General features: G+C 75.9%; 16 protein-coding genes and 1 pseudogene. 11 read left to right on the forward strand and 6 right to left on the reverse strand.

The window, feature by feature from the left end; translation table 11 throughout:
- Positions 1-7 precede the first annotated feature (7 nt).
- Positions 8-3,802 carry a non-ribosomal peptide synthetase gene (locus AB8735_RS00365; protein ID WP_372404201.1) on the forward strand — a complete coding sequence of 1,265 codons (3,795 nt, stop codon included), beginning with the start codon at positions 8-10 and terminating at the stop codon, positions 3,800-3,802.
- A complete protein-coding gene (locus AB8735_RS00370) occupies positions 3,799-6,393 on the forward strand; it encodes a condensation domain-containing protein (protein WP_372404203.1) in 2,595 nt (864 codons plus the stop codon). Before AB8735_RS00365 ends, AB8735_RS00370 begins: the two co-directional genes overlap by 4 nt.
- 59 nt (positions 6,394-6,452) lie before the next feature.
- Here the strand turns inward: AB8735_RS00370 and AB8735_RS00375 are convergent, their stop codons facing one another.
- Positions 6,453-6,689, reverse strand: coding sequence for a hypothetical protein (locus tag AB8735_RS00375; RefSeq protein ID WP_372404204.1), 237 nt, complete (start codon positions 6,687-6,689; stop codon positions 6,453-6,455).
- A gap of 90 nt (positions 6,690-6,779) precedes the next feature.
- On the opposite strand from AB8735_RS00375, the gene AB8735_RS00380 reads away from it, so the two are divergent.
- From AB8735_RS00380 to AB8735_RS00390, 3 genes and pseudogenes are all read left to right on the forward strand, one after another.
- Positions 6,780-7,406, forward strand: coding sequence for a hypothetical protein (locus AB8735_RS00380; protein WP_372404206.1), 627 nt, complete (start codon positions 6,780-6,782; stop codon positions 7,404-7,406).
- 12 nt (positions 7,407-7,418) lie between these two features.
- Positions 7,419-8,351 carry a GNAT family N-acetyltransferase gene (locus AB8735_RS00385; RefSeq protein ID WP_372404208.1) on the forward strand — a complete coding sequence of 311 codons (933 nt, stop codon included), beginning with the start codon at positions 7,419-7,421 and terminating at the stop codon, positions 8,349-8,351.
- Between the two features lie 10 nt (positions 8,352-8,361).
- A pseudogene (locus AB8735_RS00390) lies at positions 8,362-9,089 on the forward strand (tyrosine-protein phosphatase).
- Between the two features lie 16 nt (positions 9,090-9,105).
- Here the strand turns inward: AB8735_RS00390 and AB8735_RS00395 are convergent.
- Positions 9,106-10,035 carry a hypothetical protein gene (locus AB8735_RS00395; protein ID WP_372404209.1) on the reverse strand — a complete coding sequence of 310 codons (930 nt, stop codon included), beginning with the start codon at positions 10,033-10,035 and terminating at the stop codon, positions 9,106-9,108.
- A gap of 102 nt (positions 10,036-10,137) precedes the next feature.
- Here AB8735_RS00395 and AB8735_RS00400 point away from each other — a divergent pair, with 102 nt between their 5' ends.
- Positions 10,138-10,677, forward strand: a complete 540-nt coding sequence (locus AB8735_RS00400; protein ID WP_372404210.1) for a hypothetical protein — start codon at positions 10,138-10,140, stop codon at positions 10,675-10,677.
- 453 nt (positions 10,678-11,130) lie between these two features.
- Complete coding sequence (locus AB8735_RS00405; protein ID WP_372404212.1) at positions 11,131-12,042, forward strand: amidase; 912 nt, start codon at positions 11,131-11,133, stop codon at positions 12,040-12,042.
- Between the two features lie 37 nt (positions 12,043-12,079).
- Here AB8735_RS00405 and AB8735_RS00410 read toward each other — a convergent pair whose 3' ends face one another.
- On the reverse strand, positions 12,080-12,517 hold the full coding sequence (locus tag AB8735_RS00410; protein ID WP_372404213.1) for a HEAT repeat domain-containing protein: 438 nt from the start codon (positions 12,515-12,517) through the stop codon (positions 12,080-12,082).
- Positions 12,517-12,948, reverse strand: a complete 432-nt coding sequence (locus AB8735_RS00415; RefSeq protein WP_372404214.1) for a hypothetical protein — start codon at positions 12,946-12,948, stop codon at positions 12,517-12,519. The genes AB8735_RS00410 and AB8735_RS00415 overlap by 1 nt, the downstream gene beginning before the upstream one ends.
- A 172-nt stretch (positions 12,949-13,120) precedes the next feature.
- Between AB8735_RS00415 and AB8735_RS00420 the strand changes: the two genes are divergently transcribed.
- Positions 13,121-14,302 carry a hypothetical protein gene (locus tag AB8735_RS00420; protein ID WP_372404215.1) on the forward strand — a complete coding sequence of 394 codons (1,182 nt, stop codon included), beginning with the start codon at positions 13,121-13,123 and terminating at the stop codon, positions 14,300-14,302.
- Between the two features lie 23 nt (positions 14,303-14,325).
- Here AB8735_RS00420 and AB8735_RS00425 read toward each other — a convergent pair whose 3' ends face one another.
- The gene (locus AB8735_RS00425) at positions 14,326-15,237 is read right to left on the reverse strand and encodes an aminoglycoside phosphotransferase family protein (protein WP_372404216.1); all 912 of its coding nucleotides are present in this window, start codon (positions 15,235-15,237) and stop codon (positions 14,326-14,328) included.
- A gap of 284 nt (positions 15,238-15,521) precedes the next feature.
- On the opposite strand from AB8735_RS00425, the gene AB8735_RS00430 reads away from it, so the two are divergent.
- Positions 15,522-16,895 carry an erythromycin esterase family protein gene (locus AB8735_RS00430; RefSeq protein WP_372404217.1) on the forward strand — a complete coding sequence of 458 codons (1,374 nt, stop codon included), beginning with the start codon at positions 15,522-15,524 and terminating at the stop codon, positions 16,893-16,895.
- A gap of 40 nt (positions 16,896-16,935) precedes the next feature.
- Here AB8735_RS00430 and AB8735_RS00435 read toward each other — a convergent pair whose 3' ends face one another.
- Positions 16,936-18,081, reverse strand: coding sequence for a PucR family transcriptional regulator (locus AB8735_RS00435; RefSeq protein ID WP_372404219.1), 1,146 nt, complete (start codon positions 18,079-18,081; stop codon positions 16,936-16,938).
- A gap of 103 nt (positions 18,082-18,184) precedes the next feature.
- Between AB8735_RS00435 and AB8735_RS00440 the strand changes: the two genes are divergently transcribed.
- Both AB8735_RS00440 and AB8735_RS00445 read left to right on the forward strand, forming a co-directional pair.
- Complete coding sequence (locus AB8735_RS00440; RefSeq protein WP_372404220.1) at positions 18,185-19,360, forward strand: lactate 2-monooxygenase; 1,176 nt, start codon at positions 18,185-18,187, stop codon at positions 19,358-19,360.
- The gene (locus AB8735_RS00445; RefSeq protein ID WP_372404222.1) at positions 19,357-20,337 is read left to right on the forward strand and encodes a 2-hydroxyacid dehydrogenase; all 981 of its coding nucleotides are present in this window, start codon (positions 19,357-19,359) and stop codon (positions 20,335-20,337) included. Before AB8735_RS00440 ends, AB8735_RS00445 begins: the two co-directional genes overlap by 4 nt.
- Position 20,338 lies beyond the last annotated feature (1 nt).

Genomic DNA, 20,338 nt, shown 5'->3' on the forward strand with positions numbered 1-20,338 from the left:
AGGAATCATGACCACTGCATCTGTCGCGTACGGCCCCGCCGACGCGTCCGCCGGCCGGGACGACGTCCTGGCCCTCTTCTCGGAGCGGGTCCGCCTGGACCCGTCCGCCCCCGCCGTCGAGGACGGCGGACTGTCCTGGAGCTACGGCGAGTTGGACGACCTCGCCGACCGTGCCGCGGACGCGCTGCGCGGCCGGGTGCGCCCCGGCGACCTCGTGGGCGTGTGCCTGGACCGGTCGGCGGCGCTGGTGGCGACCGCCGTCGCGGTGGCCCGGCTGGGCGCCGTCTATCTGCCGCTGGGGCCGCGTCCCGGCGAGCGGCGGCTGGCGGCGGTGGCCGCCGGCCTGCGCGTGAGCTGCCTCGTCGGGACGGCGGGCACGCTGCCGGAGGCGTACCGCGCGGGCGGCACGGCGCCGCTGCCGCTCCCGGCGTCCGGCGCCAACGCGGCGGGCGACCCGGTCGCCGTCTTCCCGCCCGCGGAGGGCGAACCCGCGCCCGAGGGCGCCTTCTACGCGGTGCTCACCTCGGGCACGACCGGGACGCCGAAGGCCGTCGCGGTGTCCTCGGCGGCCCTCGCGGCCCGGCTGCGCTGGTACGCCGCGCGCACCGGAAGCGGCCCCGGGGAGCGGCACAGCCTGCTCGTCGGCGTCTCCTTCGACCCGCACCTGATGGAGCTGTGGACGGCCCTGACGTCCGGTGCCGCGCTCGCCGTCGCCCCCGACGACGTGCGCTGGGACCCCGAGACGCTCACCGGCTGGTGGCGGCGGGCGGGGGTGACGGCGTCGATCCTGCCGACGCCGCTCGCGGAGCTGGTGCTCGAACGCCCGTGGCCGCAGGGGCTGTCGCTGCGCCACCTGAGCACCGGCGGCGACCGGCTGCGCCGTCACCCCGGCGCGGACGTCACGGCGCAGGTGGACAACCACTACGGCCCGGCCGAGGGCACGGTGCTGGTCACCGCCCACGCGCTGACCGCCGGTGCGGTGGAACCGGCGCCGCCGATCGGCAGCCCCCTGCCGGGCGTCGTCGTCTGCGTCACCGACGCGGCGGGCGGGCTGGTGCCGCGCGGCGAGGCGGGCGAACTGCGCGTCGGCGGGCCCGCGTTGGCGCTCGGCTATCTCGACGCGGAGCTGACCGCCCGGCGTTTCGTCGCACCGCCGACCGGTGTCGAGGGCACCGGCCGGGTCTACCGCACCGGGGACCGGGTGGTGATGCGCGAGGACGGCGTCCTGGAGTTCCTGGGGCGGCTGGACGGCCAGCTGAAGATCCGCGGCGTACGGATCGAACCGGCCGAGATCGAGGCGGCGCTGGAGCGCGACGCGCGCGTCCTGCGCGCGGTGGTGGCGGCGGAGCCGGCCGCCGGCGGCGGCACCCGGCTGACCGCCTACGTCCGCCCGGCACCGGGCACGGACGCCCCGCCGGCCGCGGAGCTCCTGGCGGCGGCCCGCGCCTGGCTCCCCGAGCAGGCGGTCCCCGCGGCGGTCCGCTGGGTGGAGGAGTTCCCGCTGGACGCGAACGGCAAGGTGGACCGCGCCGCACTGGCGGCGCAGCCGTCCCCGGAGGCGCCGGAGGCCGCCGCCCCCTCCTCCGCCGAGGAGCTGGTCCTCACGCTCTGCCGCGGGCTGCTGTCCCGGCCGGATCTCACCCTGGACGACAGCTTCCTCGCGTCCGGCGGGGATTCGCTCTCCGCCGCCCGCCTGCTGGCGGCCCTGGAGGAGCACTGCGGCGTACGCCTGCGCGCCCCGCAGATGCTGCGCCGGCCGGATCTGCGGGGCGTGGCGGCGCTGGTCGCGTCCAAGGCGGGCGGCACGGCACCCGGGACCGGTGGCGTGCCCGGCCGGACGGCTGCGGCCGGGGCTGCCGCGACCGGGGCGTCGCCCGCCACCGTGGGTGAGCGCGCCCCGGGGCCCGGGGGCGAAGCCCCCGGAGGAAACGGGAAGTGGGGGTCCCCCCTCCGGGGGAGGGGTGGGGAAAAATCCTCCCCCGGCACCCTCGCCCGCATCCTCGCCCACGCCACCGCCACCCCCACCGCCCTCGCGGTCACCGACGGCGACACGGCCCTCACCTATGCAGAACTGGCCACTGCCGCCCGGCAATTGGCCGGCATCCTGCGCACCCGCGGCGTCACCCCCGGCACCCCCGTCGGCCTGCTCCTCCCCCACTCCCCCGGCTTGGTCGTCGCCCAGCTCGCCGTCTGGTGGGCCGGCGGCCACTACGTGCCGCTGGACGCCGCGTACCCCCGGGCGCGGACGGAGCGGATGCTCGCCGACGCCGGTGTGGCGCTCACCGTGGGCGGCAAGGACCTCCTGGAGTCCGCGGGCATCCCGGCCGGCCGGACGCTGGCCGTCTCGGCGGCGACCGGCGCCGCCGAGGACGTACCGCCGGCCGCCGGTCCGGAGCCGCACCCCTGCGCCCCCGGCGCCCTGGCCTATGTGATGTTCACCTCGGGCTCGACCGGCCGCCCCAAGGCGGTGGCCGTCACCCGGCAGGGCATCGACGAACTGGTGACATCGCCGGAGTACCTCACCATCACCCCGCGCGACCGCGTCCTGTTCCACTCACCCCTGACCTTCGACGCCTCCCCGATGGAGGAGTGGCTCGCCCTGGCCAACGGGGCGGCCGTGGCCGTCTCCACCGCCGACCGCCGGTCGCTGGAGGGCCTGGCCCGCGACGCGGAACGTCTGGGCGCCACGGTGGCGCTCCTGACGACGGCGCTCTTCCACCACCTCGCCGTGCGCGGTTCGGCGCTCTTCTCCGTCCTGCGCGGCGTGCTGGTCGGCGGGGAGGCGCTGTCGGCCCGGCACGCCCGTACGGTCCTGCGCGCGTATCCCTGGCTGGAGTTGGTGAACGGCTACGGCCCGACGGAGGCGACGGGCATCGCCACCGCCCACCGGGTGCGCGAGGCCGACTGCGACGGCCCGCCGCCCATCGGCCGGCCGGTCGCGGGGGCGACGGCGTACGTCGTGGACGGCGGAGGCGCCCCCGTGCCCACCGGCACCCGCGGCGAGCTGTGGATCGGCGGCCCGCGCCTGGCCACGGGCTACCTGGGGCAGCCCGGGCGCACGGCGGAGAGCTTCGTCGACCACCCCGTGTGGGGCAGGGTCTACCGCACCGGCGACCTCGTCTCGGCCCGCCCGGACGGCACGCTGGAGTTCCACGGCCGGATCGACGGCCAGATCAAGGTCCGCGGCTTCCGCGTCGAGCCGGGCGAGGTCGAGCACGCGGTGCGCACCCACGCCGGGGTGGCGGACGCGGCGGTGACGGTGGTGAAGAACGAGGACGGCACGGACGCGCGCCTGGCCGCGTTCGTCGTCCCCGCCGAGGGCGCGGAACCCGCGCCCGCCGCCCTGCGCGACCATCTCACCGCCCTGCTGCCGCCCCATCTGGTGCCGACCGTCTGGTCGGTGGTGGACGGACTGCCGATGACGGCCAACGGAAAGGTCGACCGGGGCGCGCTCGCGGCCCTGCCGGTGGACGGCCCTGTGCCGTCCCCCGCGAGGGAGTTGACGCCGATCGAGCAGGCGGTGGCCGCGGCCTGGGCCCGGGCCCTGGAACGCGAGGTCACCGCGCCGGACGCCGACTTCCTGGCGCTGGGCGGCCATTCGCTGCTGGCCCTGGGCATCGTGGACGACCTCCGCGAGGACCTGGGGGTGGAGCTGTCGCTCGCCGCGTTCTTCGCGGCCCCCACCCTGGCGGAGCAGGCCCTGCTCGTCGAGCGGGAGCTGTCCGGCTCCTTCGACGCGGACCCTACGACGGACTCCACGGCGGATTCCACCGCGGACTCCACGACGGAGGACGGCCGGTGACCACCGCTCAGGACATCGCACGCCAGCAGGAGCTGCTGCGCCGGGCCCGCGGCCGCGCGGCGGGCCCCCGCACGGAGCGGACGGCCGCCGACGGCCCCGCGCCGCTCTCCCACGCCCAGCACCGCATGTGGCTGATGGAGCGTCTCGGCCACGCGGGCGCCCTCTACAACGTGCCGTTCGCGACCCGGCTGCGCGGCCCCTTCGACGCGGAGGCGTTCGGCCGGGCCCTGACCGGTCTGGTCCGCCGCCACGAGGTGCTGCGCACCTGCTACCCGCACGCCGACGGCGAGCCGTACCAGAAGGTCTCCCCACCGGCCCCCGTCCCGGTCCGCACCGCGACGGCCCCGGCCGGCACCGAGGAGGCGCGACGGCTGCTGCACGACGAAGCGGCCCGCCCCTTCGGCCTCGCGGACGGCCCGGTCCTGCGGGCCCTGCTCGTCCGGCACGCCCCGGAGGACCACACCGTCCTCCTGACGTTCCATCACATAGCGGTGGACGGCGGCGCCCTGGAGATCGTCGCCCGCGAACTGGCCGACCGCTACCGGGCGGCACTGAACGGCCGGGACGGGGACCCGGCGCACGAGGCCCCGCGCTACACGGAGTTCGCCCGCCGCGAGCGTGCCGCGGCGGGCGGCCCCGGCGGGGCGGGCCTGGCGTACTGGACGGAACGGCTGGCGGGTGCCCGTCCGTTGGAGCTGCCCGGCCCGGCCCCCGAGGGGCCCCGCGGGGCGGCCCGTGTCCTCACCGCGCCGCTGCCGCCCGGCACGGCCGACGGCCTGCGGTCCGTGGGCCGTTCGCACCGCGCCACCCTGTTCACCGTCGTCCTCGCCGCCGCGTTCGCGACGCTGCTGGAGGCGACCGGCGAGGAGGACTTCGTCATCGGCTGTGCGAGCAGCCACCGCGACCGGGCGGAGGCGCGCGGCCTCGTCGGCCTCTGCGTCAACACGCTCGCCGTCCGCCCGGACCTGACCGGCGCCGGCGACTTCCCCGCGCTGCTGGGGCGGGTGCGCGACGAGGTGCTGCGGGCCCAGCAGCACCGCCACGTCCCCTTCGACGCGGTCGTGGAGCGCCTCGGCGCCGCGGCCCGCGACGGGGCGGGCAACCCGCTGGTCGGCGTCACGGCGGACGTGCCGGGCCGCCCGGTCGTCCTGGACCTGGACGGGACGGCGGCCACGGCCGTCGAAATCCCCTCGGACACGGCCAAGTTCGGCCTCGGCTTCTTCCTGGAGGAGGCTTCCGGGGACGCCCCCGAACGGTGCGTGGTGCAGTACGACACCGGGCGCCTGTCCGGGGAGACGGCGCGGGAGCTGCTGGCCGCCTTCGCGGAACTGCTGACGACCGTGGCGACGGCGCCCGGCGCCCGCCCCCTCGTCGTCCGCAGGACTCCCGCCGGGGCCCCGGCGCGGCCGGAGTCCCCCGTGCCGGAGGCCGCGACGGCCTCGGTGCGGGCGGTGGAGGCGGTGTTCGCGGATCTGCTCGGCCAACGCCCCGGCCCGGACGGGGACTTCTTCCTCCTGGGCGGGCACTCCCTCCTCGCGGTCCGGGTCGCCGAACGCCTGCGGGAGCACTTCGGCGCCCCGTTCACCGGCCTCGACGTCCTGGAGCACCGCACCCCGCGGGCGGCCGCGGCGGCGCTGGAGGAGCGCGCCCGGCAGCGGGCGGCGCGCCGTCCGGGCCGGGCCGGCACCGCGGTGCGGGCCGGTACGACGCTGGTCACGGGCGGCACCGGCGGTGTCGGCGCGTTCGTCCTGCGGGAACTGGCCGCCCGGGGGCGGCCGGTGCGGGCGCTGGTGCGCCCGGAGTCGGCGCACCTGGTGCCGGAGGGCGTGGACGCCGAGCTCGTCGAGGGCGACCTCGCCGACGCGGAGAGCCTGCGGGCCGCGGCCGGGGGCGTGTCCGCCGTCATCCACGCGGCCTGCACCTTCACCTCCCCGGAGGTGGACGTGGCGGCGATGCGCGCCCTGCTGTCCGCCCGCCGCGAGGGCCCGTTCGTCTTCGTCAGCAGCGTCGACGCGTACGGCATGCCGTCCGTGGCCGATGTCGCGGAGGACGCGCCGTCCGAGGAGCCGCTGTCCTCGTACGGGCGGGCCAAGCTCGACTGCGAGCGGATGCTGCTGGCGGCCGCGGGCCCGCGGGGCGGGGCGAGCGTGGTGCGCGCGCCGATCGTCTGGGGTGCGCACCCCCGCCTGCGCGACCAGCTCCGCTGGGGTGCGACCGGCGCGCTCTACCAGGCCGCCAGGGCCGGTGGGCCGGTGGTGCTGCCGCCGTCGGGTGCCCTTCCGCCGTCCGGCGACACCTGGTCGGGCGCCCCGTGGGTGCACGCGGCGGCGCTGGCGCGGGCCGTGGTGCACTGCGCGGAGCATCCGGTGGACGGTGCGGTGAACGCCGTGGGCGGGCACGTGGCCTGGTCGGAGTGGGCCGGTGAACTGGTCCGGCTGCTGGGCAGCCCCAGCGCCGTCGCCCCGTCCCCCGAACCCGGCCCGGGTCTGCTGCACCGGCACCGCTACCGTGCGGAGGCCCTGGCCGGTCACCTGGCGGAGCGGCCGGGCGAGGACTGGCGGTCGGTGCTCGCGGAGATGCTGCGCGGCTGACGGACGCGGAGCGCCGGGCGGGCCTCGGACGGCCCGCCCGGCGCGACGGCACAGGGGGATCAGACGTGGTCGACGAGGCCCACCTTCCCTTCCGCACGGGCGCAGTGCGCCCCGCAGTACCAGTGGCCCTCGGCCTCGACGCCCTGCCCGATGATCCGGGCCTCGCAGTGCTCGCAGATGGGCGCCATGCGGTGGATCGCGCAGGCGAAGGAGTCGAAGACGTGCTTCGCCCCGTCCTGGGTCTCCACGGAGAAGGCGAGATCGTATTCGTTGCCGCAGACTTCACAACGTGCCATGCGCCGCATGGTCCGGAGCGGGGCGGCCGGTGGCAAGCCACCGGCGGGCGGGTCGGTGGGGCTGCACCCGCCCGGCGCATACTGGACCGCGTGCGCCCTCACGATCTGACCCGACGACAGGACCTGCTCCGCGCCGAGGCCGATGCCGTCGCCGCCGATCTCGGCCTGGCGGAGCTGCTGGCACCGGCGGGCGAGGCCGTCCGGGTCGGCAGTGCCGCGCTGGGCCTGATGGTGCGGCGCGACCTCGACGTCACGGTCGTCTGCCCGGTCCTCGACGCCGCCGCCAAGGCGCTCGTCGCCGGGATCGGCGCCCGGCTCGCGGTGTACGACCGCGTCCGCGAGGTCCGCTTCCGTGACGACACCGGGCACTGGAACACCGACCCGCGCTACCCCGACGGCCTGTACCTGGGCGTCGACTGCCGTGCGGCGTCCGGCCACGCGTGGACCCTCGACCTGTGGTTCGTCGACGAGCCGGACCGCCAGCCCGATCTCGCCCATCTCGCCGGGCTCCCGCCCCGGCTGACCGACGCGCGCCGCGCGACGATCCTCGCGGTCAAGCACGCGGTGGCCGGGCGGGACGGCGGCGGCGACAGCGCGCGGGTGCCGAGTCACGAGGTGTACCGGGCCGTCCTGGACGCCGGCGTGACGACGGTCGAGGAATTCGACGCCTGGCGCGCCCGGGAAAACGGATTGCGGGCGGACCCGGGTGCCGGATAGACGTAACGCCCCATGGATACGGACACCTTGGTCATCCGTCCGCTCACCGGACCTGACGAACTCGGCCTCTTCCTCCGCCTGCCCTATGTCCTCAATCACGAATTCGAGGACGACCTCGCCGAAGGCCGCCGCAGCACGGAGCGGATGTGGGTGGCACTGAGCGGCGACCGGCCGCTGGCCCGGGCCGCCTGGTGGGGACGGGGGTCCCTGCTGGACGTCCTGGACGTCGACGACGCCCTCCCCGCCGCCGACCGCGTCGCCATCGGGACGCGACTGCTGCGCACGGCGCGGGAGACCGTCCCCGACACGGGCGAGTACAGCCGCTTCGTCCCGCCCGGCTGGCGCGACGACGCCACCGTCCGGCGGGCCGTCGAGGACCGCGTGGCGGTGGCGGAGCGGACGGGCGCCCGGCCGTTCGTCGAGCGGCTCCGCCTGGAGTGGCGCCCCGGAACGCCGGTTCCCGCTCCGGGCGGACGCCTCGCCTTCCGTCCCGTCCGGGACGTCGGGGAGCTCCTGGCGCTCATGACGTCGGCCCTGGACGGGACCCTGGACGCGTACAGCCGGGCCGACCTGGCCCGTATGCCGGCCCGCGAGGCCGCGGCCGCCCACTACGAGGACGATCTCGCGCGCTTCGCGGACCGGCGGGACCGGTGGCGCGTGGCGACCCTGCCGGACGGCGAGCCGGTGGGCTTCGTGGTCCCCGCGCACAACGACTACCACGCGATCATCTCCTACCTCGCCGTGCTGCCCGCGCACCGCGGCCACGGTTACGCCGACGACATCCTGGCCGAGGGCACCCGCGTCCTCGCCCGCGAGGGGGTCCCCCGCGTCCGGGCGGCCACGGACCTCGCCAACTCCCCCATGGCGGAAGCCTTCCGGCGCGCCGGGTACGTCGAGTTCGAGCGCGAGATCGTCATGAGCTGGCGGCACGACGGCCTCGCGTAGGGTGCGGCCCATGACACGTCATATCGCGTTCGAGCGCCTGCACAACTTCCGTGATCTGGGCGGCTATCGCGCCCACGGGGGACGTCCCGTCCGGTGGGGCCTGCTCTACCGGTCCGATTCCCTGGGCAAGTTGGCGGGTGCGGACCGGGAGCGCTTCCGCGCGCTGGAGGTCCGTACGGTGATCGACTCCGCTACCCGTGGGAGGTGGCCGCGAAGGGCCGTGTGCCCCACGACGACGGCCTGGCCTATGTCAACCTCAGCGTCGAGCACCGCCCGTACGACCAGGCCGAGATCGATCCGGACGTCGATCCCTGGCGCCATCTCGCCGACCGGTACGCCGAGGTGGCGCTGGACGGCACCGAGGAGCTGCGCCGGGCGCTGGACGTCGTCGCCGGCGCCGACGGCCCGCTCGTCTTCCACTGCGCCTCGGGCAAGGACCGCACCGGCCTCCTGGCCGCGCTCCTGCTCTCCCTGCTGGGCGTGGACGAGGACGGCATCGCCGAGGACTTCGCCCTGACCGAACGGGCCACGGACCGCCTGGTCGCCGACTGGCACGCGGCCCACCCGGGCCGCATCCTCCGCCGGCCCGGCTACGGCCGGGCACCGGCCGAGATCATCCGTCTGTTCCTGGCCGACCTGACGGCGCGCCACGGCTCGGTCCGGGAGTACGCGGCGACGCGCCTGGGCGTGGACGACGAGCTGGTCGGCAGGCTGCGCGACCGGCTGCTCGCGGGGTGACGGCCCTCGCGGCGGCTCAGAGCGCCATCCGGTAGCGGCACCAGCGGTCCGCGACGCGCAGCCCCGCCGCGGACAGGGCCTCGGCGGTGACCCGGTCGTCGTACTCCTGGACCGTCAGCAGCGTGACGGCGGGATGGTCGCGGCGCACCTGCGCGACGAGTTCGGCGACCAGGGCGGTCAGCGGACCGGCTCCGGTGTCCTGGGTACGGAAGATCACGTCGACGAGGGCCTCCTCGTCGGCGACCGTCGCCGTGGCCTGGGCCATGACGCCCCCGTCCGGCGCGAGCAGGTCGAGGGTCACGTGGGGGACCGGCGGCAGGTCGTCGAGGAGCTCGGCGGCCTCCTCCGGGTCGTAGGACCGGCCGGTGACGTCCGAGTAGAAGCGCGCGTGCTCCGCCAGGAGTCCGGCGCCGGGTGCGGCGGGAACGGCGCGCACGGTGACCTCCTGGAGGGCCGCCGGGGGCCGCCAGTCGGCGAGCGGGACGGTCGTCCTCCAGCGGCGGCCGAGCTCCTCGCTCTCCTCGGCGCCGAGCCCGGCCGCGATCCGCTCGTCGAGGCCGTCGCCCGGCCCGTCCCACTCCAGGGCGGTGCGGCCGGCGGCCGCGGCGCCCGTGGCCGCCCGGCGCAGCAGGCAGACCGCCGTCTCCAGCTCCTCCGCCGTCCCGGGACGGCGGACGTGGCGGCCGGTGGTGACGCGCTCGCGCTCGCGGGTGACGAGCAGCCACTGGACAAAGGGGAGGGCGCTCTCCGGCTCCTCGTCCTCCCAGACCTCCGCCCAGCCGAGGAGACGGCCGTCGGTGTGCCGGGCGACGACGAGGGCCGCCGGCCGGCCGGCGCCCTCCTCCCGGGAGAGGCGGGGCAGGGGGACCGGGGTCCCGGCGTAGAGCTCCTCGTACAGGCGGACGTCCGCATCCGCGTCCCGGTGGTACTCCACGGTGATGCCCATGTGCTGACGCTCTTCTCCTCGTGGTACGGACCCGTTCCTTCCGCCGACCGTACCCGAACTATTGTGCTCAATACCCCAGGTCCGCTCCGTGAGAGGAACCCCATGCCCCTACGCCGTGCCGTTCCGGCCGTCGCCCTTCTCGCCGCCCTGGCGACCGTACCGGCCCTGCCGGTCACCGCCTCGGCCGCCGCTCCGCCCGCCCCGTCCGCCGCGCGGACCGCCGACATACGGATCACCGAGGGCCAGGTGCGGGAGGCCGCCCCCGGCGGGAGCATCCTCTACCCGTCCGTGACGAGCTGTCTGACCGTCACCGTCCGCCTGCGCGGCGGCGGCCTGGTGGGAGCGCACGCGAGCCTCTTCCAGGTCCCGGGCGAGTACCGCTCCGACGCGATCCTCCCGGCCCTGCGCCGGCAGGTCGGCGACCGGCGGGTGACCGCGGTCGAGGTCCGGGGCGCCGTCGGCGCCTGGTACCCGGGCTATTTGACGAAGGCGATCGAGAGCTACGGCGAGGGTGAGGAGGTGCCCTCCCCGACGCACCCGGATCCGGCCGGGGTGGCGGAGGCGGTGGCCCGCGGGCTGGGACAGCCGCGCGACAGGGTCACGGTCGAGGACGTCCCGGACGGCGACATCAGGGTCCGCTGAGCGGGCGTCCGGTGCCCCGTCGGCCGGGGCACCTTGGGACGCGGCGAGGCCGAGGCGGTCTCGGTCAACCTGAGCCGTCCGGACCGGATGCCTCGGGCCGACCGGGACACCACAGCTCACAGGCCCGCGGCAACTCCGTACTTCGTGGCGGTGCCTCGACCCGACTCGGGACACCGTGGCCCGGAACGTCCCACTCGGGTTGAGGCACCGCAGGTCAGCGAGGATGCCCCGCCTCAGGGCCCCGTGTGGCCGAGAAAGGTCATCGGGGAGCCGTCCTGTTCCGCTCAGCGGATCAGCCGCTGGACGGCCGGCCCCCGCCCGCACAACTATGCCTGCATCGTTCGCACATGCCTCATGGGAAAGGGCACTCGCATGCGAAAAAGATCAGGCAGAAGGTACAGACGCATCCGCCAGGCGCTCAGGACTCTCCGGGCAAGTCTGGTGGCCTCCGCGGTGGTTGCGGCACTGCTGGCCGTCATGCCGGGCGCCGCCACGGCCGCCCCCCAGCGCAGTCTCGGGGTCCTCGGATCCTCGATCGCCGCGGCTGGTAACGCGGACGGCCGGCTGGAGCTGTTCGGCACCGACAGCGGCGGGGGCGTGTGGCACCGCTGGCAGACCTCCCCCGGCGGCAGCTGGTCGAACTGGGACAAGTTCGACGGTTCCCTGGCCTCCGTCGCCGCCGAGACCAATGCCGATGGGCGTGTGGAGTTGTTCGGCGTCGACATCGGCGGGGGCGTGTGGCACCGCTGGCAGACCACCCCCGGCGGCGCCTGGTCCAGCTGGGAGGGACTCGACGGCGGTCTCGCGTCAATTGCCGCAGCCCGCAACAAAGACGGCCGGCTGGAGCTCTTCGGCGCCGACAGCACCGGAGGCGTATGGCACCGCTGGCAGACCTACGCCGGCGGCGGCTGGACCGGCTGGAACAGGTTCGACGGCGGGTTGACCCAGGTCGCCGCCGACACCAACGCCGACGGACGCGTCGAGCTGTTCGGCGTCGATGGCGGCGGGGGCGTGTGGCACCGCTGGCAGACCTATGCCGGCGGCGGCTGGTCCGGCTGGGAGAGGCTCGACGGCGGGCTCGCGTCAATTGCCGCAGCCCGCAACAGAGATGGCCGGCTGGAGCTCTTCGGCGCCGACAGCACCGGAGGCGTATGGCACCGCTGGCAAAGCTACGCCGGCGGCGGCTGGACCGGCTGGAACAGGTTCGACGGCGGGTTGACCCAGGTCGCCGCCGACACCAACGCCGACGGACGCGTGGAACTGTTCGGCGTCGACAGCACCGGGGGCGTGTGGCACCGCTGGCAGACCACCCCCGGCGGCGCCTGGTCGGACTGGGCCAAGTTCGACGGCGCGTTGAGGTCCTGACGGGGTTCGGGGCACGCCGCCGGCCCCCGGCGCCTCCTCACCGGTTCTCGCGGTGCCGCCACACGTCGCGCAGCGGCCAGTAGTACGGCGACGTCCGGTCGACGATGCCGTCGAGGGCGTCCAGCAGTGCGTCACCGCGGGGGTCGTCGCGCAGGGCCAGCTGTACCGCGGCGGTGAACCGTACGGCCTCCTCGGGGTCGGAGAGGCAGGCGGCCAGGGCGTCGCAAGGGGCGGGATCGTCGGCGCGGGCCCGGAGGAGGACCCGGCAGGCGGCTTCCCGGACCTTGGCGTCCGTGTCCCGGGTGCGGGCGAGGACGGCGGCCACGGCATCGGGGTCCGCCTGCTGGACCTGCCGACTCAGGCCGCCGACCGTCCGGGAGCGCACCCGTGCGTCGGGGTGACGGGTGAGAGCGGGCAGCGGCTTCTCGGCGCGGGGGTCCAGGGCTTCGGCGAGTCCGGCGGCGAGGGGCCGCATCAGCGGCAGATCTCGCCGTCGCCGTCGCGCACGGTCCGCCGGTGGACCCCCGCTCCGGTGCCGGTCGTATGCCAGTGGCGGGCCAGCGCGAGGGCGTCGCGGCCCTCGCGGTCCGCGACCCGGGGGTCGGCCCCGGCGAAGTGCAGTGCGGTGGCGATGTCGTGGGCGCCGCGGTCGACGGCGCGCAGCAGGGGCGTACGGCCGTCGGCGTCGACGCCGTCCAGGTCCAGCGCGTCGAGGTCGGCCAGCTTCAGCAGGGCATCGAGGACCCGGTGGTCGAGGGCGTCCGCGGCCAGGCGCAGGGCGGCCGCGGCATGCGGGCCGTGCGCGTCGGCGGTGATGTACTCCTCATGGAGCAGATCGGCCACAGCCTTGGTGTCGCTGTCGCGGACGGCCGTGAGGAGCGGGTGTTCGGGGGAGGTCGTGCGCACAGGGAGTGCGGGAGCCTTTCGGGGAACGGGGGACGCGTCGGAGCTCATCGGCACCCATGATCCCGTTTCCCTTCACCGAAGCCCACTGATCAAACGACAGCCCGGTCTCCCTCGCCGGCCATGTCACGATCCCGCGGGGCGAGGCGGGCGAGGCACTGACACCCTGGAGAGCATGAGAAGACCGGCTCCGCGCCCCCTGCTGCGCACCCTGGCCGCCGCGCTGCTTACGACCCTCTCCCTCCTCACCCCGCCCGCGCCACCCGCTCCCGCCGGCACCGGCCGGCCGCCGGACGTCGTCGGCGTCCGGCCGGTGACGTCCCTGGAGCGGGCGTTCGCCTCCTACGCCGACCGGGGGCGCTCGCCGCGCCACTGGACGGGCGGGGACAGTGCCTACTCGGTACCCACCGCCGCCGGGGAGTTGTGGGTCTTCTCCGACACCTTCCTGGGCACGGTGCGCCCGGACGGTTCCCGGCCGCCGGTCTCCGGCGACGGCCCCACAACTCCCTTCGTGCACAACAGTCTCGTGCTGTGGAACGGGACCGGGCCGCACACCCTGACCGGCACCGACCGGGCCGGACGGCCCGCCTCCGCCGTGCCGGAGACGGGCGGCGACTGGTACTGGGCCCGGGCCGCCGTCCCCCTCGGGCGCGGCGCCGCCCTCGTCCTCGCCCGCTACACCCGCGCCGGGTCCGGCCCGCTGGACGTGGCCTGGCGTGCCAACGTCCTGGCCCGCGTCACCCCCGGACGCCCGGTGCGCGCGGGGGACTTGACGGCGCTGCCGTCCGGGGCGGGCGTCGCCTGGGGCGCCTGGCTGGCCCGGGACGGGGACGAGACCTACGTCTACGGCACCGAACAGGCGCCCGGCGGAGGCGCCTTCCTGCGTCTGGCCCGCGTCCGGGACCCCGCCCTGGGCGGCCCGTGGCGCTACCGTGCCGCCGACGGTTCCTGGAGCGGGCGCGAGCGGGACTCGGCGCGCGTGACGGACGCGGACGGGCGGGCGCTGCGGGTCTCCCAGGAGCTCAGCGTGGTCCGGCACGGCCACTGGTGGGCCCTGGTGTCCCAGCGCTCGGACGTGCCCTTCAGCGACGAGGTGCGGGTGGCCTGGTCCTCCTCCCCCGCCGGCCCCTTCTCCCGCCCGGTCACCGTGTGGCGCGCCCCCGAGGCCGGGCCCCGGGGCACGTACCACAACCCCCGAGTGATCGCCTACAACCCGCACGAACACCCCGAACTGGAGCACGGCGACCGGGAGATGGTGGTCTCCTACAACGTCAACAGCCTCGATCCGCGGGATGTCCTGCGCCAGGCGTCCGTCTACCGGCCACGCTTCGTACGCGTCACGCTGGGCCGGCGGTGAACGCGGGCGGCGGGCCGACCCGTTCAGGACCCGGTGCACTCCTCCGACACCGCCCGGATCACGTGCCGGGCGGTGCCCGCCATCGCCGGGTTCGTCGCCCGGTAGTACGGCAACGCGATCAGCGCCTGCGAGAGCGCCCGCGCCCGGCCGCGGATCCAGGTCGCGTCGTCCACGCCGAGCGCCTCGCGGAACGCCTCCCGCGCACCGCCGGGCAGCAGGTTCCACGCCGGGAACAGGTCGCAGGCCGGATCGCCCGCCCCCGCGCACCCGAAGTCGATCACCGCGGTCAGCCTGCCGCCGTCCACCAGCAGATTGCCCGGCATCAGATCGGCGTGCACCCACACCGGCGGCCCGTCCGGGCCCGGGACCCGCAGCGCGTCCTCCCACACGGCGGCCACGGCGTCGCAGTCCACGTCCTCCTCCGGGATGCCGCGCAGTTCCCCGATCGCCGCCCGGGTGGACGCGTCGAGCAGGGCGAGCGGCCCGCCGCGGTGGGCCCGCGGCGCCCCGGGCAGGGCGACGCCCCGCATCGCCGTCACGAACCGGGCCAGATCCGCGGCCAGCAGCAGTGGCTCGCCCGGCGCCCCCGCCTCGGGATTCACGCCCGGCAGCCACCGGTGCACCGACCACGGCCACGGATACCCCTCGGCAGGCCTCCCCGCGCCGAGCACCTCGGGGACCGCCGTCGGCAGCAGGGGCGCGAGCCGGGGCAGCCACTCCTGCTCCAGCGCGACATCTCCCGCGCCTCCCTCCACCAACGGCAGCCGGACGACCATGCCGTCGCCCAGCCGGTACATGGCGTTGACGGTGCCGCCGGACGGAAACCGCTCCACCGCCTGCCCCGCCCACTGCGGGAACTGCCCGGCGACCAGCCGCCGTACGAGGTCCTCGTCGATGGGATGCATGCCGGGATGCATCCGCTGCCCTGCGCTCATGGGGCACCATCCGATCGCCGGACACCGGCGGGCGTCAACCGGTTTGCGCCGCACCCGCGCGGCGGGACCGGAAAAAATGCGATGCATGCCGCGACCGCCCTTTGCTACCGTCCCCGGCATGATCACGTGCACCGGCCAGAGCTGGTTCCTCAAGCCCCGCAGCGCCGTCTAGCGGCAGGCTGCGCCCGGTATTTCCGACAGCTTCGCCGCGTTCCGGTTTCCCGCCGGTGCGGTGCCCGACGCCGCCCGGCTCCGACGAACACCCTTACCGCGGAGCATCTTTCATGAACGACCAGAACCACCACGGCGATCTGCGCGATCTCCTCGCCCCTGCCGAGCCGGCCCTGACGGCCGCGCCCGTCGAACTGACGCAGTGGGTCACCGCCCACTCCTCCCGGCTGGCACCTCTCGGCCCCGGAGCGGACCCGGAGGCACCGCTCGACGACCTGGAGCCGCTGCGCGCTCTCGTCGGCGACGCCCGTGTGGTCGCCCTCGGCGAGAACTCCCACCAGATCCACGAGTTCGGCCTGCTGCGCCACCGCATCCTGCGGTTCCTCGTCGAGCAACTGGGCTTCACCGTCTACGCCATGGAGTACGGAGCCGCCGAGGGACGCGCCGTGGACGACTGGGTCCGGGGCGGACCGGGCGACATCGACGACCTCCTGGCCCCCGGGAGCGGGTCCGTCAAGGGCCTGGGGCAGCCCGCCGAATGCCGGGACACCCTGCGGTGGCTGCGCCGCCACAACGCCGGTGCCCCGCGTCCGGTCCGGTTCGCCGGCTGCGACATCCCCCTGGCCGGCGGCTCGCTCGGGCCCGTACTGGAGCCGGTCGCCGCCTACTTGAACGATGTGGACCCGGGAGCGCTGCGCTTCCTGGACACCGCGCTGGAGGTCTCCGGCCCGATCGCGGGCGGGACGGTCATGGTCCCGGCGTACGCCCGGCTCACCCTGGCCGCGGCGGAGCAGGACCGTCTCACCACCGCGCTCTCCCGCCTGCTGGGCCGCTTCACGGACCTGCGCGAGGTCTACACGGAGCGCGGCGGGCCCGCGGCGTACGCGACCGCGCTGTCGGACGTCCGCGCGGCGGTGACGACCGACCGGGCCCAGCGCGCCATGGCCGAGGCGCTCGCGGGCGCGCCCGACACTCTCGGCTTCGCCGCCCGGGAACGCTATCTGGCCGACACCCTGCTGGAGCTCCTGGAGCGGTCCGGTCCCGGCACCCGGGTCGTCCTCGTCGGGCACAACGCCCACATCCAGCGCTCCGCCAACCGGGCCGACGGACCGCTGGGGTTGACGACCATGGGCCATCTGCTCTCCCGGGCGCTCGGCACGGACTACGTTCCCGTCGCGCTGACCGGCAACGGCGGCGAGACGGTCGAGAACGTGCCCGACCCGGAGCACCCGCTCGGGATGCGCTGGGGACGGGCCGCCACCCCCGAGGCGTCGCCGGACAGCGTCGAGGCGCTGTTCGCCGGCGTTCCCGGGGAACCGGCCCTGGTGGACACGCGGGCGCTGCGCGCGTACGCGCGGCGTCACGGACTGCCGGAGCCCGTCCGCACCCGGCTGGACACCGCGTTCATCGAGGTCCCCGTGCTGGAGGCGTTCGACGGGGTCGTCTGCGTCCCGGACACCACGCTCAGCACGGACCTGGCGCAGTAGGCGGGAGCGGGCCGTTCGTCCGCCTCACGGGCGGCCCGCGTCATCCCCTCGCCCCCACCGTCCGCGCGATGTCCAGCATCAGCCGCTCCCACGGATCCCGCGCGTCCAGCCCGGTGAGCTCGCGCACCCGCCGCAGGCGGTAGCGCAGGGACTGCGGGTGCAGATGGAGGCACCGGGCCGCGGCGGTGGCCGAGCCGGTGTCCAGATAGGCGGTGAGGGCGGCGAGCAGGTGGCGGTGGGCCGGTTCGGACAGCGGGCCCAGGACGAGGCGGGCGATGTGGTCGGGGGCCGTGGCGGGATGGCCGCCGAGCAGGGCGAGGACGTGCGCGTCGGCGTCGGTGAGGAAGCGGCGGGCGTGCGGGGGCGCGGCGTCCAGGGCGCCGTCGGCGAGGCGGTGGGCGACGGCGATCCGGTCGAGGCCCTCGCCCTGGATCGCGCAGCCGCGCCATCCCCGCTCGCACAGGACGGGCGCCGCGGTGCGGGCCGCGGCGGCCGGCAGGAGGAGGACGGCGCGGCAGCCGTGGGCGGTCACCAGCGGCGTGGCGTCGTCGCCGGCCACGGCGGCGAGCAGGTCCCGGGCCGCCTCCTGCGGGACGGTGTCGCGGTCGTCGGGTTCGGCGACCAGGAGGCCGTAGGGGTACGGGAGTTGGACACCGAGCCGGGCCGCCCGGTCGGCGGCCGCGCCGCCGGAGGCGTGCCGTCCGGCGATCAGGTCGTCGAGGAGCAGGCGCAGCGCGCGGGCCCGGTCGCCGGCCAGGTGTTCGCTGGTGGCCGCGTAGGCCGTGGCCATCGCCTCGGACAGGGCGTCCAGGGTGGCGAGCACATGCCGCGTCAGGGCGAAGGCGTCCTCGACGGCGGGCGCACGGGCGGCGACCTCGTCGACGAGGACGGCGGCCGCGACGCGGTAGGCGCGCAGCACGGCCGCCAGCGGCCGGCCGTCGGCCGCGCGGGCCGCCGCGATGCCGCGGAAGCGGCGCAGTTCGTCCGGTCCGACGGTGCCGTCGTCGGCCCACAGGCGGAGGAGCCGTTCCAGGGCCCAGCCGGCGATGGCGCGCACTTCGCCCAGCCGTTCGTCGTCGAGGTCGGCGTAGGCGGGGACCCGGTCGTGCACCGCGTCGACGACGGCCTGGACGACGCGGGGATCGGCGGTCAGTTCCCGGCGTATCCGCTCGCGGGTGTTTGTCACGGGGTGATAGTCGCAGTCGAACACCCTGCGCACCACCGTGGACGGGAGAGGTCACCGTCGCCAGGATCGTCGGCAGTGACGACGACGGGAGGCGGACCGGCCGATGGCGACGACACAGCCCTGGGCGGACTACCAGTACGACATCTACCTCAACGGCCTGATGGGCGCCGTGCCCCGGCTGCCCACCGATCTGACCCGGCTGGAGGCGCTCGTCGAACGGCGGCTGGGCCCGGGCCCGGTGGGTTATGTGGCGGGCAGCGCGGGCGACGGCAGCACCGCCCGTGCGAACAGGACGGCCCTGGAGCGGTGGCGGATCGTGCCCCGGATCCTGCGGGACGTGCACGAGCGCGACCTGTCGGTGGAGGTGCTGGGGCGCCGGCTGCCGACGCCGCTGGCCCTGGGGCCGGTCGGCATCCTGACGATCCTGCACCCGGGCGCCGAGCCGGCCGCGGCCCGCGCCGCCGCGGCGCGGGGGGTGCCGTACACCCTCTCCTCGGCGTCGAGCACGCCGATGGAGGAGGTCGCCGAGGCGATGGGCGACGGGGAGCGGTGGTTCCAGCTGTACTGGTCCAAGGACCGCGAGGTGACCCGGAGTTTCCTGGCCCGGGCCGAGGCGGCCGGCTACAGCGCGCTGTTCGTCACCCTCGACACCCCCATGCTGGCCTGGCGCCCGCGCGACCTCGACCAGGCGTACCTGCCGTTCCTGCGCGGGATCGGCACCGCCAACTACTTCAGCGACCCGGCGTTCCTGGCGGGCCTGGACAGGCCGGTGGCCGAGGACCGGGAGGCGGCGGTGCGGCACTTCCTGGGGCTGTTCTCCGACCCCGGGCGCACCTGGCCGGACCTGGCGTTCCTGCGCGAGAACTGGGACGGGCCGATCGTCCTGAAGGGCGTCCTGCACCCGGACGACGCCCGGCTCGCCGCCGACGCGGGCATGGACGGCGTGGTGGTGTCCAACCACGGCGGCCGCCAGGTGGCCGGTTCCGTCGCGGCGGCCGACGCCCTGCCCGGCGTCGTGGCGGCGGCCGGCGACCGGCTGGAGGTGTTCTTCGACAGCGGGGTGCGCACCGGCGACGACGTCGTCAAGGCGCTGGCGCTGGGCGCCCGCGCGGTGCTGCTGGGCCGCCCGTACGCGTACGGGCTGGCCCTGGACGGCCAGGCGGGCGTGGAGCACGTCATCCGCTGTCTGCTGGCCGAGTTCGACCTGACGCTGGCCCTCTCCGGGCACGCCCGGCCGGGTTCGCTCTCCGCCGCCGACCTCGTCCGGGAGACGATATGACCGACCCCGGGACGAAGAACGTCCTCGCCGTCGTCTCCCCGCACGTCGGCGGACGGGCGGCGGGTGCCGCGCTGAGCGGGCTCTTCCCCGGCCGGGCGGCCGTCACCGTCGTGGAGTCGGCGGACGAGGACCCCGCGGCCCTGCGCGCGGCCCGCGTCGTCATCACCGGTCTCGCCCCGGTGACCGCGGAGCACATCGCCGCCGCGCCGGACCTGGAGCTGATCCAGTGCGCCAGCCACGGCTTCGACTACGTGGACCTGGACGCGGCCCGCCGCCGGGGCGTGCCCGTCTGCACGATCGGCTCCACGGGGGCCGAGAAGCAGAACGTGGCCGAGCAGACCTTCGCCCTGATGCTCGCCCTGGCCAAGCAGCTGGTCCCGGCGCACACCGCGCTCGTGGCGGCCGACTGGGCCCTGCCGCGCCTGCAGTCGTCCATCACCGAGCTCTCCGGCAAGACCCTCGGCATCGTCGGCCTGGGCCACATCGGCGAGGAAGTCGCCCGCCGGGCCCTCGCGTTCGACATGACCGTCCTCTACACCGGTCCCGAGGCCGCCCCGCCGGAGACCGAGGAACGGCTCCGCGCCCGCCGCGTCGGCCTCGACGAACTCCTGCGCACCAGCGACTACGTGACGCTCCACGCGCCGCTCACCGACGCCACCCGGCACCTCCTCGACGCCGCGCGGCTGGCCCTGCTCAAGCCCACGGCGTTCGTCGTCAACACCGCCCGCGGAGCCCTGATCGACCAGGACGCCCTCGCCGACGCCCTGGAGTCCGGCGCCCTCGCCGGTGCCGGGCTGGACGTCTTCGACCCCGAACCGCCCACCGCGGCACTGCGGTTGCTCGGGGCCCCGAACGTGGTGCTCTCGCCGCACGTCGCCGGGGTGACGCGCGAGACGCTCGTACGGATCGCGCTGGCGGCCGTGCAGAACGTCCTGGACCACCTGGCGGGCAAGCCGGTGCAGGACGTGGTCGGCTAGA

Origin of the sequence: Streptomyces luteireticuli (genome assembly GCF_041519305.1) — a bacterium.
GTDB classification, from domain to species: Bacteria; Actinomycetota; Actinomycetes; order Streptomycetales; family Streptomycetaceae; genus Streptomyces; species Streptomyces luteireticuli.